The organism is Arthrobacter ipis (assembly GCF_014694315.1).
GTDB classification, from domain to species: Bacteria; Actinomycetota; Actinomycetes; order Actinomycetales; family Micrococcaceae; genus Arthrobacter; species Arthrobacter ipis.
On sequence record NZ_JAAOXD010000007.1, the window covers coordinates 625,083 to 640,495 of the forward strand.

The following is a 15,413-nucleotide window of genomic DNA, read 5'->3' on the forward strand; positions in this document are numbered from 1 at the left end:
ACGTTCCCCTTCATATGACTACCAAGAGCCCTCTGTTGTCGCGCCCTGGCGCCGTTGAAGCGGGCGGCGCCGACGCCGGCGTCGCGTCCCACTACGGCGAACCGCTGAGGGAGCAGCGCGCCCTCGCGGCCGGAACCGCCGTCGTCGATCTTTCCCACCGCGGCGTGGTGACGGTCACCGGACCGGACCGGCTGAGCTGGCTGAACACGCTGTCCTCCCAGCAGGTCACCAATCTCCAGCCCGGCGAGTCCAGCGAGCTGTTGCTCCTGAGTGTGCAGGGCCGCATCGAATTCGATGCGCGGGTGGTGGACGACGGCGGGACCACCTGGCTGATCGTCGAGGCGGCCGAAGCGGGTCCCCTGGCCGAGTGGCTGACCAGGATGAAGTTCATGCTCCGCGTCGAGGTGGCGGACGTCTCGGCCGACTGGGCAGTGGTGGGTTCCACCCAGGCCGTGCGCGAATGGGCTGGCCTGCAGGTGTGGCAGGACCCCTGGCCGCACGTCGGGGCGGGCGGGTACGCCTACTCCGTGGTCCCGGAGGACACCCACCCCGGGGCCGAACGCCCGTGGTTCGAATATCTCGTGCCCGCGGCGGAGCTCGAGCAGACGGTGGGGGACCGCAAGCTCGCCGGCGTCCTCTCCGCCGAGGCTCTGCGCGTTGCCGCCTGGCGTCCGCGGCCAGGCGCCGAAACGGACGACAAGACCATTCCGCACGAACTGGACCTGCTGCGCACCGCCGTGCACCTGGCCAAGGGCTGCTACAAGGGCCAAGAGACCATCGCCCGTGTCCACAACCTTGGCCACCCGCCGCGGCGCCTGGTGTTCCTGCAGCTCGACGGTTCCCAGCACACCTTGCCGGCCGCCGGCAGCGAGGTCCGGGTGGGGGAGCGCAAGGTGGGCGCCGTGACGTCCGTGGCGCAGCACTACGAGATGGGCCCCATCGCGCTGGCAGTCATCAAGCGTTCGGTCGCCCCGGATGAAATACTGACGGTAATGGACGGGGATGAACCGTACACAGCCGCGCAGGAAGTGATCGTGGCGCCCGACGCCGGCCAGGTGGTCGGAAGGCAGACAGGATTCCTGAGGGGGACCCACAGATGACAGACTCCACCGCGCCCGGAGACCAGGCTCAGCAGCAGCCGGATGAGGACACCCTCGCCTTGGCGCATACCCTCTTCGACGCCGCCCGCAACGGCGAGACCGAGCTGCTGCGCAGTTACCTCAACGCCGGCGCCCCGGCCACGCTGACCAACTCCGCGGGCGACTCGCTGCTCATGCTCGCCGCGTACCACGGCTTTGCCGAGACCGTGCAACTGATCCTCCACCACGGCGGTGACGTCAACGCTGCGAATGACCGCGGGCAGACACCGCTGGCCGGCGCCGCTTTCAAGGGCTACTCGGACGTCGCGCGGGTGCTGCTCGACGCGGGAGCAGATCCCGACGCCGGCACCCCCTCAGCTCGTGCCGCCGCCCAGATGTTCGCCCGGACCGACATCCTGGAAATGCTGGGCTGAGCACTTGGAAAACGTCAGCAGGCCTTGGCCTGCACTCTGGTCCCTCGTCATCGGGTTCTTCATGATTCTGATCGACACCACGATCGTTTCGGTGGCTAACCCGCGCATCATGGAAGGGCTGGACACGGACATCAACGCCGTCATCTGGGTCACCAGCGCCTATCTGCTGGCCTATGCGGTGCCGCTGCTGATCACCGGCAGGCTCGGCGACAGGTTCGGGCCCAAGCGGCTGTACCTTGCCGGCCTCGTGGTCTTCACCCTGGCGTCGCTGTGGTGCGGGCTGTCCGGCAATGTTGAGATGCTGATCGCGGCGCGCGTCCTCCAGGGGCTGGGCGCGGCGCTAATGACGCCGCAGACGATGGCCGTGATCACGCGCATCTTCCCGCCGGACCGGCGCGGCGCTGCCATGGGGCTGTGGGGTGCCACTGCCGGCGTGGCCACGCTCGTCGGACCTATCCTGGGAGGCGTGCTCGTGGACAGCCTTGGCTGGGAGTGGATCTTCTTCATCAATGTGCCCATCGGGATCGTCGGCTTCATCCTCGCCTGGCGCCTGGTGCCGTCCCTGACCACCCACCCGCACAAGTTCGACATCCCCGGCGTGGTGCTCAGTGCCGTTGGCCTTTTCCTACTCGTGTTCGGCCTCCAGGAAGGCGAGACCTACAACTGGGGCACCATTACCGGGCCGGTCACGGTGTGGGGGCTGATCATCAGCGGCGTGGTTGTGCTTGTGCTTTTTGTCGGCTGGCAGGCGGTTAACAAGGGCGAGCCGCTGCTCCCGCTGGGTCTGTTCAAGGACCGCAATTTCTCGCTCGCCAACATCGGGATCACCACGGTGGGCTTCACGGTGACAGCCTTTGGCCTGCCGTTGATTTTCTATTACCAGATGGTGCGCGATATGACCCCAACGCAGTCGGCCCTCATGATGGTGCCGATGGCGCTGATTTCCGGCGGACTCGCGCCCGTGGTGGGCCGGATCATCGACCGCGTTAACCCCAAATACATCACGTCCACCGGGCTGTTGCTCATGGCGGTGGCGCTGTTCTGGAATTCAGCCCTCATGCATCCGGACACGCCGGTGTGGCTCTTCCTGCTCCCCAGCGCAGTACTCGGCTTCGCGAACGCCGGCATCTGGGCGCCGCTGAGCTCCACCGCCACCCGGAACCTGCCACCGCGGCAGGCAGGTGCCGGCGCTGGCGTGTACAACACCACGCGGCAGATCGGTGCGGTCCTGGGCAGCGCCGCCATCGCCGTCCTCATGCAGGCCCGGCTCGCTGCGGAACTTCCGGCGGCACCGGGAGGGGCTCCCGGCGGGGCGGGTGAGGTCGGCGGTTTTGGCGGCCAGTTGCCACCCGCTCTCCACGAGGGCTTCTCGACGGCGATGGGCCAGTCGATCATGCTGCCAGCAGCTGTTATTGTGCTCGGCGCCGCGGTGGCCCTGTTCTTCGCCAGGCCCAAGGCAGTCCAGGGCTGGGGCGGACAGCAGCCGGCTGCAGACCAGGACGCGGAGGCTACTTCACGCTAGGTGGCTGGGCGCTGCTCGGCCGGCCGTGTTAGTGGCTAGCCGAGCAGCGCGCTGGTTTGGATGCCGCCGGTGGAAAAGCCCATGCTGCGTGCCGTGGCCAGTGAGCCCTTATTGCTGACGTCGGTGCGCCACTGCAGCGTCAGTCCGGAGGCCAGGGCCTCGTGGGCAGCCACCGAGGCGGCGAGCGATCCCAGTCCGCGCCGGCGCCACCCGGGGGCCACGAGAACCCCCATGTTGGCCAGGATGCCTTCCCATTCGGAGTAGGCGCCGCAGGCCACCGGCGCGCGCTGCCCCTCGTCGTCGTGCATGATGGTGTACCGGTTCTCGAGGTCGGACAGGCCCACCTCGTTTACGTCATCGGGCGGGCACAGGCCCTCAAGTTCGATGGCCTCGGGGTTGCCGTGTGAGACCGTCAGCTCCTCCGCGGGTTGCAGCAGCGGCAGGTCGTCGGCGAAGAAGAGCGCGGCGGAGCCTTGGCCGTGTCCGCCGTGCCGGCGGGTGATGGTCAGCAGGGTAACGTGCTGGGCCATCTCCTCATCCGAAATGCCGGCCGCGGCGTCCAGCGCCCACTGCGGACCCACCAGGGCCGAGCTGCCAAACAGCCGCACGAACTCGACCGAATGCGCGGAGTCGTCAACCCTGGTGATCCGCTCGCCGGTTTCCAGCGCACGGGCGAAAGCGCCGTCGTCGAGCCCGAGGCGGCGCGCCCAGGCAAGCTGGATGATGGCGGCGGATCCGGGGTCAAGACTCATGATCCCAGCCTACCGATAGGCGCGAACTGGCAGATAATGCCCTCAAAAGCCGAAAAACAGGGCATTATCTGCCAGTTCGCGCTCCTGGAAGCTGAACGCGGGGTTTAGCCGAAGAGGACCGCGGCCTCGTCATAGCGGTGCTGCGGAACGGTCTTGAGCTTGCCGAGGGCGGCTTCGAAGGCCACGTGGTCAATGTCGGTGCCGCTCAGCGACACCATGGTGCCCCAGCGGCCTTCGACCACGGAATCGACGGCGGCCATGCCCAGCCGGGTGGCAAGGACGCGGTCGAAAGCGGACGGGACGCCGCCACGCTGGATGTGGCCCAGGATGGTGGCGCGGGTCTCGATGCCGGTCCTGGCTTCGATTTCCGGGGCCAGCTGGTCGGCGATCCCGCCCAGCCGCGGCCGGCCGAAGGTGTCCAGCCCGCGTTCGGAGTGCGGCGATTCCATGTGCTCCGGCACGAACCCCTCGGCCACCACCACCAGCGGCGCGCGGCCACGGTCATGGGCCTCGGTCACCCATTTGGTGATCTGCTCGATGCTGGTCTTCTGCTCCGGAATCAGGATGGCGTGTGCGCCGGAGGCCATGCCTGCGTGCAGGGCGATCCAGCCGACGTGGCGGCCCATGACCTCGGCGATCATGCAGCGGTGGTGGGATTCGCCGGTGGTCCGCAGCCGGTCGATGGCCTCGGTGGCAATCTGTACGGCGGTGTCGAACCCGAAGGTGTAGTCCGTGGCGTCGAGGTCGTTGTCAACGGTCTTGGGAACGCCGACGATCTTCAGGCCCGCGTCGGTGAGGCGCTTGGCGGCCGCGAGGGTTCCTTCGCCGCCGATGGCGATGATGGCGTCGATGCCCAGGCGGTCCATGTGGGCTTTGATGACGTCCGGGCCGCCGCCGTTCTCGAACGGGTTGGTGCGGGACGTGCCCAGAATGGTGCCGCCCTGCTTGGCAATACCGCGGACAAGACTACGGGGAATGGGGATGATGTCACCCTCAACCACTCCGCGCCAACCGTCGAGGAACCCCACGAATTCGTGGCCGTGGATGGCGATGCCTTTGAGGACGGCGCCGCGGATAACCGCGTTAAGTCCGGGGCAGTCGCCGCCGCTGGTGAGGATTCCGATTTTCATTTTCTTGGCTCAAATCCTGGTTCGAAGGTTTTACGGGCAGAGCGCCACGCTGAGCTCAATTAGAGATTCTAGTGCGGAGTGTGGGGTAGGACACAAACGGTTACAGCCCCGGCGGTCCGGACGCCAGGGCACGGACGCCGGGACTCGGCTACCGGGACCCGTAGGGGCCGGGAGGGCAGAGTGCCCCCGTTCCGGGGAACAGGGGCACTCTGCCTAAAGCGGGCGGATGTGGATAAAACGGACGACGGCGGCTGCCGGCGGGTCGGTTTACTATCGGCCAGTCCGGTGTATTACCGGCCTGTGCCGCGCTTTTCGAGGAAGGACTCAAGCGCGATTGAGTTGTTCTGGTCCGGCAGTATCAGCCATGCCGCCAGGTAGAACACGACTGCCGGGCCCGGCAGCAGGCAAAAGATGAGGAAACCGATCCGGACGAACGCCACGTCCACGTTGAGCTTCTCCGCGATTCCGCCGCACACGCCGCCCAGCCAGCGCTGGGGTCCGCGCTTCAGGCCAATGCCCCTGACAATGCTGTAGAACTTTTCCATGGCTTAAGACTTCCCGTTTGTTGTGCTGTTGTCACGTTTCCGTGCCGAGAGCAGCCCGCCGATCACCAGCGCGGCGCCGGCCCCGATCATCAGGCCGATCAGCACATATGTCCCGTTCAGGACCACGATCCCCAGTTGGGAGATGGCGATCAGGACGGCCAGGGCGAGGACCACGAGTCCCCAGACGATGGTGCCCACCCGGGCGCGCGCTTCGGCGGGTTCGTCCGTGCCCGCGGTGGGCGTTTTGGGCGAGGGGTTTGTTTCCGGTAACGGATCAAAACTGCTCATGTCAGTTTCCTTCCTGAATGGTGATGTTGCTCACGGTGCCGTCGATCTGGAGGATCAGCCGGGCGCCGGGCTTGTCCGAGTTGTAGCTGCTTTGCCGGGAGGTGATGCCGCTTCGGCTGTCCGCGCCCTCGTTCAGGTTCCCCAGGGTCATGTCGGCCCGGACATCCACCGGCACGGTGCGCGGAATCACCACCGTCACATTGCTGGCTGTGGCGTCGAGGGGAATTACGACGTCGGTGCCCAGGGGCGGGGTGAGGTTCAGGCCGGTGAGGTCCACAGTTCCGCGGCCTCCGGTGATCTGGAAGCCCTGGCGGGCCTGTTCGATGCTGACCGGGTTCCAGTCCGCATTCTGGAAGCGGAACCGGTCACCGTTGGGTACGGCGCTGAAGACGCCGCCGACGATGAGCGCCACCACGGCGAAGAACCCGAGAACACCCGAGGTCCTGCCGCGCATCCCGGCCAGCAGGATGCCAAGGCCAAGGACTGCTGCACCGGCTGCCCAGACCACGGCGTTGGCCGAGTCGCCCAGATCAATCAGGTTGCTGGCGTCGAGCGCCTTGAGCGTGCCGCCCGCCAGCAGCGCCAGTCCGGCGGTGATGGCCACGGCCGGCGCGCCCGGGCCGCTCGGCCGCGGCTTGGGTGCCGGCGTCGGGACCGGGGCGGGCCGGCGTGGCGGTATCCCGCCCCCGTAACGGGCTGTGGGGGCTGCGGAGCCGTACGGGGTTGCGGAGCTGTAGGACGGGATCGCGTCCGAGGTCGGCGGCACGGTGTAGGGCGGGGTAGGCGTATGACTTCCGGCAGCCGCAGGTGAGTTGCCAGGGGTTGCGTAGCCGTAGGCTGACCGACTGCCAGTAGTGCCGTTCATCATTGCACCAGTGCGGTTCTTGTTGCGCTGGGTCAGGAAGTAGATGAGGTAGATGACGCCGCCGATCCAGAACAGCGCCCAGAAGAAGCCGAAGCCGTCGTGGCCCCATCCCCAGAAGCCGCCGCCCATGCCGGTGAGGCCGATGATCGAGGTGATGAGCGCCCCCGTCATGCCCGTGCTCCAGCGGCCGGCACCCGCCTCCTGGGTGTGGATCCGGCCATCGGGCTCCGGCAGCAGAGCCCAGCCGAGGCCGTACAGGAGGACGCCGATGCCTGCGAACAGCGTCAGCACGATGAAGATGCCGCGCACGATCAGGGGATCGATGCCCATCCTTTCCGCGATGCCGCTGGAGACGCCGCCGATCCAGCGGTCACGTCCGCGGTGTATTCCGTGGCTTCGGATCCAATCGAAGAAGTTCAGCGGTTGTGCGGCACGGCCGTAGCCGGGAGCGCCATAGGCCGGAGCGCCGTACGCGGGCCCGGCGTGGGTTCCGGAACCGGCCCCGGCGTGCGTTCCGGAGGGAGGGGTGGCTCCAGCGGAAGTGTGCGGCGGTTCGTCCGCGGCGGGGGGCGGGAACAGGGGTTGCGTCGGATTTTCCGGCGTGGCGTTTTCCGGCACGGCGTTTTCCGGCGATGCCGGAAGTTCCGGTTCCTGGCCGGTGCTGCCCTCGGACGGGGTGCCCGGCTGCTGGCCTTCATTGGGGTTGGGGTTCTGCGAGTTCATACCTCGATATTGCCGTTTCCGCTGGTCAGTCCTCTATTGGGGAACACCCTGAGCGGCCCCTGACTTACCCCCGGTTCACCCTCACAACGGGACTCGGGAACCCTGATCCGTGTTTGGATTGATGCATGACCACAGCCCCTGTCCGCCCGCCTCTGGTCCGCAGCAGCGACCGCGTGATCGCCGGCGTCTGCTCCGGCCTGGCGGTCCATCTTGGCTGGCCGGTGCGCATGGTCCGGATCGGCATGGTGGTGGCCGCCTTCGCCGGGGGCGCGGGGCTAGCCTTCTACGGATGGCTGTGGATCATGGTTCCCACCGCGGACGAGAACGCCAAGCGCAATGCCCGCCGCCCGGCGTCGCCCATTGCCCCCGCCGTTAGCCTGCCGCCCGTGAGCTTGCAGTCCGGCCCGGCCCCCGACGTCGTTCCTTTTCCTCCGTCCGTCCCTCCGCCCGCGGGGGAGTACGACGCCGGCACCGCCTTCCAGCCCCCGGCGCGTGCCGCCGCTCCCGGGTCCGGCACATGGTTCCGGATCCGGAGCATGCGCTATGGCAAGGAGATCCTGCTGGGCGTCGGGCTCCTGCTCGTCGCCGCGATCCTGATCGCCAGGCTGCTGGGCGTGGAGGTGCCCCTCGGTACGCTGATCCCGGCGGCTGCAATACTCGGCGGCGCCGCGATCGCGTGGATGCAGCTGGATGAAACCCGCCGGGCCGGACTGGTGGACAAGACCAAAGCGGACCAGGCCGGCGGCTGGGCCCGGCTGGCGGCGGGCCTCGCACTCGTGGTGGCCGGGGTGCTGGTCATGGTCTCCGGATCGGGCTCCTGGCAGCAGACCTGGCTCGCGCTGCTCGCGTCCGTGGCCGTGCTGGGCGGCGTGGCGCTGGTGCTGCTGCCCTGGGGCCTGAAGTTCTGGCGTGACCTGGAGACCGAACGGGCCGGCCGCGTCCGGGAGACCGAGCGGGCCGAGATCGCCGCGCACCTGCACGACTCCGTACTGCAGACGCTTGCCCTCATTCAGCGCCGCGCCGGCAACGAGCACGACGTCGTCCGCCTGGCCAGGGCGCAGGAGCGCGAGCTGCGAGGCTGGCTCTTCAAGGATCCGGCCCGCGACGCCGGCCAGCTCTCAGACCGGGTCAAGGCAGCCGCCGCGGAGGTTGAGGACGGCCTCGGAAACGCCGTCGACGTCGTGACGGTGGGCGACACGGAGATGACCGAGCGCCACGAGGCGCTGGTCCAGGCCAGCCGCGAGGCCATGCTGAACGCCGCCCGTCACGGCGGCGGTCCCGTCTCTGTATATCTCGAGGTGTCTGACGGCGGCGCGGAAGTCTTCGTCAAAGACCGCGGCCCGGGCTTTGAACTGCACAACGTCCCGCACGACCGGCTGGGCGTCCGCGAATCGATCATTGGCCGGATGAAACGTCACGGCGGCAACGCCGCAATCAGCAGCGGCCCCGACGGCACGGAGGTGCGCCTCAGGCTGCCTGCGGACGTCGCGGACAACGGGGAAGGGAAGTCATGAGTACACCAGCAGGGGCAGGCGCGCCGGGAAGAACCGTGCGTGTGGTGATCGTGGATGACCACGCGATATTCCGGTCCGGCCTCAAGGCTGACCTGGACCCGAGCGTGGTGGTGGTCGGCGAGGCCGGCACCGTGGAACAGGCCGTCGAAGTTATTGCCGCAGCACGGCCCGACGTCGTGCTCCTGGATGTGCACCTGCCCGGCGGCCGCGGCGGGGGAGGGCGGGAAGTCATCACCGGTTCCGCGGCGCTCCTGGCAACCACCCGTTTCCTCGCCCTGAGCGTCTCTGATGCGGCCGAGGACGTGGTGGCCGTCATCCGCGCCGGGGCCCGCGGCTATGTTACGAAGACCATTTCCGGCGCGGAGATCACCGACGCCGTGTTCCGGGTTGCCGGCGGCGACGCGGTGTTCTCCCCGCGGTTGGCAGGCTTTGTCCTGGACGCATTCGGCACCGCCCCGGCCGACATTGCCGACGACGAACTGGACAAGCTCTCCGCCCGGGAACTCGAGGTGATGCGGTTGATCGCCCGCGGCTACAGCTACAAGGAAGTGGCCAAGGAGCTCTTCATCTCCATCAAAACCGTGGAAACCCACGTCTCGGCTGTGCTCCGGAAGCTGCAGCTGTCCAGTCGCCACGAACTGACCAAGTGGGCCGCCGAGCGCCGCCTCCTCTAGCCCGGACGCGTCCTCACGTCCTGCCGTCTTTCCCCTGACGCGTCCTCACGTCCTGCCGTCTTTCCCCTAACGCTTCCTCACGTCCTGCCGTCTTTCCCCTGACGCGTCCTCACTTCTTACCGCCCAAAGGCAAACGCTCCCGCACCATTTTTCGGCGCGGGAGCGTTTAGGGATTTTCTGCAGGATCTGAGGGAGGATCCGTGGTTTTCCTGCAGGAGGTGAGGAAGGGTTTGGGGTTACTGCGCCTTGCCGAGGAAGTCCTGCAAGCGGCCGACGCCGGTGGCGAGGTCCTCGTCGCCCAGGGCATAGGACAAGCGAAGGAAGCCGGACGGGCCGAAGGCCTCGCCGGGAACCACGGCGACCTCCACCTCATCCAGGATCAGCGCGGCAAGCGCGGCCGAGGTCTCCGGGCGGACGGTGCCATTCGCCGTCGGGAATTCCTTACCCAGCAGCGCGCGGACGTCCGCGTACACGTAAAAGGCACCCTTCGGCGTCGGGCATTCAACGCCCTCGATAGCGTTAAGCCCCTCCACGATGGCCTTCCGGCGGCGGTCAAAGGCGACCTTCATCTCGTCCACCGCGGTGAGCGGGCCGGAGACGGCTGCCAGGGCGGCGATCTGCGGGATGTTGGACACGTTGGAGGTGGCGTGCGACTGCAGGTTGGTGGCGGCCTTGATGACGTCGGCGGGCCCGATCATCCAGCCCACGCGCCAGCCGGTCATCGCGTAGGTCTTGGCCACTCCGTTGAGGATCACAACCTTGTCGCCCAGTTCAGGGGCGGCCGTGGCGATGGAGGTGAAGGGGACGCCGTCGTACGTCAGGTGCTCGTAGATCTCATCGGTGATCACCCACAGGCCCTTGGCGGCGGCCCACTTCCCGATCTCGGCAACCTGCTCGGGGGAGTAGACGGAGCCGGTGGGGTTCGACGGCGACACGAACAGCAGAATCTTGGTGCGGTCCGTGACTGCTGCTTCGAGCTGCTCCACGGTCACCAGGTAGTCCTGTTCCGGACCGGCAAAGACCTCCACCGGGACGCCGCCGGCGAGGCGGATGGCCTCGGGGTAGGTGGTCCAGAACGGCGTAGGCACGATCACTTCGTCGCCCGGATCTACGAGGGTGGCGAACGTGTTGTAGACCGCCTGCTTGCCGCCGTTGGTGACCAGCACCTGGGACGGGTCCGCCTTGTAGCCGGAGTCCCGGAACGTCTTCTCGGCGATTGCCTTCTTCAGCTCGGGCAGGCCGGCGGCGGGGGAGTAGCGGTGGTACTTCGGCTGGCTGGCGGCGTCGATGGCGGCCTGGACGATGTAGTCCGGAGTGGGGAAGTCGGGCTCGCCCGCACCGAAGCCAATCACCGGCCGGCCCGCCGCCTTCAGCGCCTTGGCCTTGGCGTCGACGGCCAGGGTGGCGGATTCGGCAATGGCGGAAATGCGTTGGGAAACGCGGGCGGCAGACATGGCGGGTCCGTTCTTCGCTTGCAGCTGGAGGGCTGAATGGTGGAATTCGACGGAATCTACTCTATGCTGTTCACCGGATCGTTCGAGGTGGAACGCGGATTTGTGACTGCGATGCGGCGCGGATTCTGAAGCTGAAAAACGGTCCGAAATGAGGCTGGTTCGACGTAAGCGCAGTTGTTGCGTAGACTGGTTCTCCGGTGTTGAAAACACGGATGATGACGTGCGCCCCAGATGGCCTTGGGGAAGTGCGGCCTTCACTGGTTTTTGATCCATAGGGTAGTGGCGCAATTGGTAGCGCAGCGGTCTCCAAAACCGCAGGTTGCAGGTTCGAGTCCTGTCTGCCCTGCGCAGGCTGTTCCGGCGAAAAGGCGGAGCAAGCGCAGCAACCAAAGGTTCAGTTCAGAGCCGGGTAATCCGACTTGCGAGGATGAGTGAGGAACAGGTGACCGAAACAGCTGCCAGCAGCTCCAAGGGCCGCCCCGCAAAGAAGGCCGCCAAGGCCGGCTTCTTCGCTCGCATCGCACTCTTCGTCCGTCAGGTCATTGGCGAACTGAAAAAGGTCGTCGCCCCCACCCGCAAGGAATTGATCAATTACACGCTCGTGGTGCTCGTCTTTGTGGTCATCATGATGGTGATCGTCACGCTGCTGGACCTTGGGTTCGGCACCGCGGTGGGCTGGGTCTTCGGCGGTACAGGCGCCGGGGACCGCTAAGGCGATCGGTCCGCAGACTGCGTGGACTCCCTGCCGGAATCGGCAGGAGCTGCGGGGTGTGCGGAATTGAGCCATTTAAATGCAATTAGGCAATTAGGAAGCAGGAGACCAAGTGTCTGAGCAGGAGCTCGAGGTAACTGAGACTGAGCTGGATGAAACCCAGAACCCCGCGGCTGAGTCCGCTGAGGGCTCCGAGGTTGCGTCTGCTGCGCCCGATTCCGAAGGCGATGCCGAGTACGACGGCGACGCTGACGCCGAGGCCGATACTGAGGCCGACGACGAGACCGGCGTCGCTGATGACGAGGCCGCTGACGCTGGCGACGTGACCGGAGAGGAAGGCGGGGAAGGGACCGACGTCCTGGCCGCTGCTGCCGCCCAGGCCACTGATCCCGCCGCGGAGTTCAAGGCCAAGCTGCGCCGCCAGGAGGGTGACTGGTACGTCATCCACTCCTACGCCGGCTACGAAAACCGCGTCAAGGCCAACCTTGAGACTCGCATCCAGACCCTGGACATGGAAGATTACATCTTCGAAATCCAGGTTCCGATGGAAGAAGTCGTTGAGATCAAGAACGCCCAGCGCAAGGTCATCAACCGCGTCCGCATCCCCGGCTACGTGCTGGTCCGCATGGACCTGACCGACGCCTCCTGGGGCGCCGTCCGCCACACCCCGGGCGTCACCGGCTTCGTGGGCAACGCCCACAACCCCGTGCCGCTGCGCCTCGATGAGGTCTTCTCCATGCTGGCTCCGGTCTTCGAAGAGGAGCAGGCAGAGAAGGGCAAGCCCGCCAAGCAGGCTGCCGCCCAGATCGACGTAGACTTCGAGGTCGGCGAATCGGTCATTGTCAAGGAAGGTCCGTTCGAGACCCTTCCGGCCACGATCTCCGAGATCAAGGTGGATTCCCAGACCCTCGTGGTGTTGGTGTCCATCTTCGAACGCGAGACCCCGGTCACGCTGGCCTTCAACCAGGTCACCAAGATCTAACTGATCACCACAGATTTCGCTCCGGAACGGCCCGCTTTAGCAGTTCCGGAACGGCCGGCCGCCTCGCCATGGCGGTCAACCACCTGAGGCACGCTCCTGTGTCCCAGGACGCATTTGAGAGAAGGACCCTACATTGGCTCCCAAGAAGAAGGTCACCGGCCTCATCAAGCTGCAGATCCAGGCAGGTGCCGCTAACCCGGCCCCGCCGATCGGTCCTGCGCTTGGCCAGCACGGCGTCAACATCATGGAATTCTGCAAGGCGTACAACGCTGCGACGGAAGCCCAGCGCGGCAACGTTATTCCTGTTGAAATCACCGTCTACGAAGACCGTTCGTTCACGTTCATCACCAAGACCCCGCCGGCTGCAGAGCTCATCAAGAAGGCTGCAGGCGTCGCCAAGGGTTCGGCTACCCCGCACACCGTCAAGGTTGCCAAGCTGACCCAGGCACAGGTCAACGAGATCGCCACCACCAAGATGGAAGATCTCAACGCCACCAGCCTCGAAGGCGCAGCGAAGATCATCGCCGGCACCGCCCGCTCCATGGGTATCACCGTCGAGGGTTAATTACCGCGCTGCCTGATGTTGGGTTCGGTAAACCGATCACGACGACGGGCAGCACCGCCGGGAGACCGGCACCACTGAAACATTGAAATGTCAGCAGTCCATCCCGGACAGCTGACTGTGGCAGGGCCCAGCGCGGTCCGCAGACCACAACTGCACAAGGAGAAATAAGCAGCATGGCAAAGCGCAGCAAAGCATACGAGGCAGCCGCAGCCAAGATCGACGCGGAGAAGTTCTACGCGCCGTTCGAGGCAGTGACGCTCGCCAAGGACACCAACCCGTCCAAGTTCGACGCCACCGTTGAGGTTGCCTTCCGCCTGGGCGTTGACCCCCGCAAGGCTGACCAGATGGTCCGCGGCACCGTCAACCTGCCGCACGGCACCGGTAAGACCGCCCGCGTCCTCGTGTTCGCCACGGGCGAGAAGGCCGAAGCAGCAATCGCTGCCGGCGCCGACTTCGTTGGTTCCGACGACCTGATCGAAAAGATCGCCGGCGGCTGGACCGACTTCGACGCAGCCGTTGCCACCCCTGACCTCATGGGCAAGGTTGGCCGCCTCGGTAAGGTCCTGGGTCCGCGTAACCTGATGCCGAACCCGAAGACCGGCACCGTCACCCCCGATGTCACCAAGGCTGTCAACGACATCAAGGGCGGCAAGATCGACTTCCGCGTCGACAAGCACTCCAACCTGCACTTCATCATCGGCAAGGTTTCGTTCGACAAGGTCAAGCTGGCCGAGAACTACGCCGCTGCCCTCGAAGAGGTGCTCCGCCTGAAGCCGTCCGCTTCCAAGGGCCGCTACATCCAGAAGGCAACGGTTGCCACCACGTTCGGTCCCGGCATCTCCGTTGACCCCAACGTCACCAAGGTTCTCATCGAGGCATAAGTCCCGCGAACCTCGGCCGGATATCCGGCCAAAGCAGAAGGACCGTCCGGCGTTTGCCGGGCGGTCCTTTTGCATTCCGGTGGCGTTTTCGTTCGCTGAAGTACGACGGCGGGACTCCGGTCACGCGCCGGCTCGCCCCTGAAGGGGCTCTGTCGGACCCAGGGCGTTGCGGCTAGGCTGATCCGGTGACGACGCCCTCCTACCGGATCGAGCCGCTGTTCCTGCCTGCGTCACTTGACGCGCCCGACGCCACGGACTTCCTCGAGTTCAGCGACCTCAGCGATGCCGTGGTGCTGGAGCTTTGGGGCAACCTGGACCGGGCGGCGCCGCCGAAGGCCAGGCTCGAATCGTGGCGTGACGACGACTACGCGAAGCTGCGGCTCTCCTTCGTACGGCTGGACGGCCGCATGGTGGCAAGGTCCTGGGTCAGGCTTACGCAAAAGGAAAACCTGCAGGATGCGTTCCTTAGGGTGGACGTCCTCAACGGGTTCAGCGGCCGCGGCATCGGACGGGCCCTCCTGCGGCACGCAGAGGCACTGGCGACGGAGGACGGACGCAGCACCCTGCAGAGCTTCACTGAACACGCCCCCGGGTTCGACCTGGACGGCCCGGGGATCCTGAGGCCGGGAACCGGGACGGGTGGGGTCCCGGCCGCGGCGCGCGGCGTCCGTTTCGCCGTGGCGGCCGGTTACACCCTCGAGCAGGTGACGCGTTTCAGCGCACTGGACATGCCGCCGTCGGACGGTGTCCTGGACACACTGGAACGCGAGGCTGGCGCCATTGCCGGGGACCAGTATGAAATCCTCGGCTGGACGGACCGCTGCCCGGATGAGTACGCGGACCAGATGGCCGCGCTCATGTCCAGGATGAGCACGGACTCCCCGGCAGGTGCGCTGCATTACGACGCCGAGGTGTGGGACGCCGCGCGCGTCCGGCACGTCGAGGACGAGTGGAAGCGGGCGGGCCTGGAGTCGCTGGTGGCGGTGGCCCGGCATAGGGCGAGCGGCGAGCTGGCGGCCTACTCGGTGCTGCAGCACTCGGACGAAAAGCCGTGGCTGGCCGAGCAGGACGACACGCTGGTGGCCAAGGCGCACCGCGGACACCGGCTGGGGATGCTGGTCAAGGTGCGCAACCTGCGGCGCCTGCAGCAGGACCACCCCGAAGTGGAACGGGTCCTGACGTTCAACGCTGCAGAGAATGACCACATGCTGGCCATCAATGTGGCGCTGGGCTTCCGTCCGGCAGGGTACGACGGTGAGTGGCAGCGCCGGCGCTAACCGGCATATGCTGGCG

Annotated in this window: 16 protein-coding genes and 1 tRNA gene; 11 read left to right on the top strand and 6 right to left on the bottom strand. The window is 66.5% G+C overall.

Annotation, left to right across the window (positions count from 1 at the left end; genetic code table 11):
* The first annotated feature begins 14 nt into the window (after nucleotides 1-14).
* Genes ygfZ through G9E11_RS17825 form a run of 3 tightly spaced genes read left to right on the top strand, consistent with a single transcriptional unit; the run spans nucleotide 15 to nucleotide 3,035 of the window.
* Nucleotides 15-1,100, top strand: coding sequence for a CAF17-like 4Fe-4S cluster assembly/insertion protein YgfZ (ygfZ, locus tag G9E11_RS17815; RefSeq protein ID WP_190608162.1), 1,086 nt, complete (start codon nucleotides 15-17; stop codon nucleotides 1,098-1,100).
* A complete protein-coding gene (locus tag G9E11_RS17820; RefSeq protein ID WP_190608164.1) occupies nucleotides 1,097-1,513 on the top strand; it encodes an ankyrin repeat domain-containing protein in 417 nt (138 codons plus the stop codon). The genes ygfZ and G9E11_RS17820 overlap by 4 nt, the downstream gene beginning before the upstream one ends.
* Nucleotides 1,514-1,517: 4 nt before the next feature.
* Nucleotides 1,518-3,035, top strand: coding sequence for a DHA2 family efflux MFS transporter permease subunit (locus tag G9E11_RS17825; protein WP_190608166.1), 1,518 nt, complete (start codon nucleotides 1,518-1,520; stop codon nucleotides 3,033-3,035).
* A gap of 35 nt (nucleotides 3,036-3,070) precedes the next feature.
* Here the strand turns inward: G9E11_RS17825 and G9E11_RS17830 are convergent, their stop codons facing one another.
* From G9E11_RS17830 to G9E11_RS17850, 5 genes are all read right to left on the bottom strand, one after another.
* Nucleotides 3,071-3,787, bottom strand: a complete 717-nt coding sequence (locus G9E11_RS17830; RefSeq protein ID WP_190608168.1) for a GNAT family N-acetyltransferase — start codon at nucleotides 3,785-3,787, stop codon at nucleotides 3,071-3,073.
* A 104-nt stretch (nucleotides 3,788-3,891) separates the two neighbouring features.
* On the bottom strand, nucleotides 3,892-4,917 hold the full coding sequence (locus G9E11_RS17835; protein ID WP_190608170.1) for a 6-phosphofructokinase: 1,026 nt from the start codon (nucleotides 4,915-4,917) through the stop codon (nucleotides 3,892-3,894).
* Nucleotides 4,918-5,207: 290 nt separating this feature from the next.
* Complete coding sequence (locus tag G9E11_RS17840; protein WP_190608172.1) at nucleotides 5,208-5,462, bottom strand: PspC domain-containing protein; 255 nt, start codon at nucleotides 5,460-5,462, stop codon at nucleotides 5,208-5,210.
* A gap of 3 nt (nucleotides 5,463-5,465) precedes the next feature.
* A complete protein-coding gene (locus G9E11_RS17845; RefSeq protein ID WP_190608175.1) occupies nucleotides 5,466-5,750 on the bottom strand; it encodes a hypothetical protein in 285 nt (94 codons plus the stop codon).
* A gap of 1 nt (nucleotide 5,751) precedes the next feature.
* Complete coding sequence (locus G9E11_RS17850) at nucleotides 5,752-7,338, bottom strand: PspC domain-containing protein (protein WP_190608177.1); 1,587 nt, start codon at nucleotides 7,336-7,338, stop codon at nucleotides 5,752-5,754.
* Between the two features lie 125 nt (nucleotides 7,339-7,463).
* On the opposite strand from G9E11_RS17850, the gene G9E11_RS17855 reads away from it, so the two are divergent.
* Nucleotides 7,464-8,852, top strand: a complete 1,389-nt coding sequence (locus tag G9E11_RS17855; protein WP_190608180.1) for an ATP-binding protein — start codon at nucleotides 7,464-7,466, stop codon at nucleotides 8,850-8,852.
* Entirely contained in the window at nucleotides 8,849-9,526 is a 678-nt protein-coding gene (locus G9E11_RS17860; RefSeq protein ID WP_190608182.1) for a LuxR C-terminal-related transcriptional regulator, read from the top strand. The genes G9E11_RS17855 and G9E11_RS17860 overlap by 4 nt, the downstream gene beginning before the upstream one ends.
* A gap of 236 nt (nucleotides 9,527-9,762) precedes the next feature.
* Here the strand turns inward: G9E11_RS17860 and G9E11_RS17865 are convergent, their stop codons facing one another.
* The gene (locus tag G9E11_RS17865) at nucleotides 9,763-10,980 is read right to left on the bottom strand and encodes a pyridoxal phosphate-dependent aminotransferase (protein WP_190608184.1); all 1,218 of its coding nucleotides are present in this window, start codon (nucleotides 10,978-10,980) and stop codon (nucleotides 9,763-9,765) included.
* Between the two features lie 273 nt (nucleotides 10,981-11,253).
* Here G9E11_RS17865 and G9E11_RS17870 point away from each other — a divergent pair.
* The 6 genes from G9E11_RS17870 to G9E11_RS17895 all read left to right on the top strand — a co-directional run bounded on the left by G9E11_RS17870 (nucleotide 11,254) and on the right by G9E11_RS17895 (nucleotide 15,397).
* Nucleotides 11,254-11,326: transfer RNA gene (locus G9E11_RS17870), tRNA-Trp, on the top strand.
* 81 nt (nucleotides 11,327-11,407) lie between these two features.
* A complete protein-coding gene (gene secE, locus G9E11_RS17875; RefSeq protein WP_111905182.1) occupies nucleotides 11,408-11,692 on the top strand; it encodes a preprotein translocase subunit SecE in 285 nt (94 codons plus the stop codon).
* A gap of 112 nt (nucleotides 11,693-11,804) precedes the next feature.
* Entirely contained in the window at nucleotides 11,805-12,674 is an 870-nt protein-coding gene (gene nusG / locus G9E11_RS17880; RefSeq protein WP_190608187.1) for a transcription termination/antitermination protein NusG, read from the top strand.
* Between the two features lie 133 nt (nucleotides 12,675-12,807).
* Complete coding sequence (rplK, locus tag G9E11_RS17885; RefSeq protein WP_018773647.1) at nucleotides 12,808-13,239, top strand: 50S ribosomal protein L11; 432 nt, start codon at nucleotides 12,808-12,810, stop codon at nucleotides 13,237-13,239.
* A gap of 173 nt (nucleotides 13,240-13,412) precedes the next feature.
* Complete coding sequence (gene rplA / locus G9E11_RS17890) at nucleotides 13,413-14,120, top strand: 50S ribosomal protein L1 (RefSeq protein ID WP_190608189.1); 708 nt, start codon at nucleotides 13,413-13,415, stop codon at nucleotides 14,118-14,120.
* A 185-nt stretch (nucleotides 14,121-14,305) separates the two neighbouring features.
* Nucleotides 14,306-15,397, top strand: a complete 1,092-nt coding sequence (locus G9E11_RS17895; protein WP_190608191.1) for a GNAT family N-acetyltransferase — start codon at nucleotides 14,306-14,308, stop codon at nucleotides 15,395-15,397.
* Nucleotides 15,398-15,413: the final 16 nt, after the last annotated feature.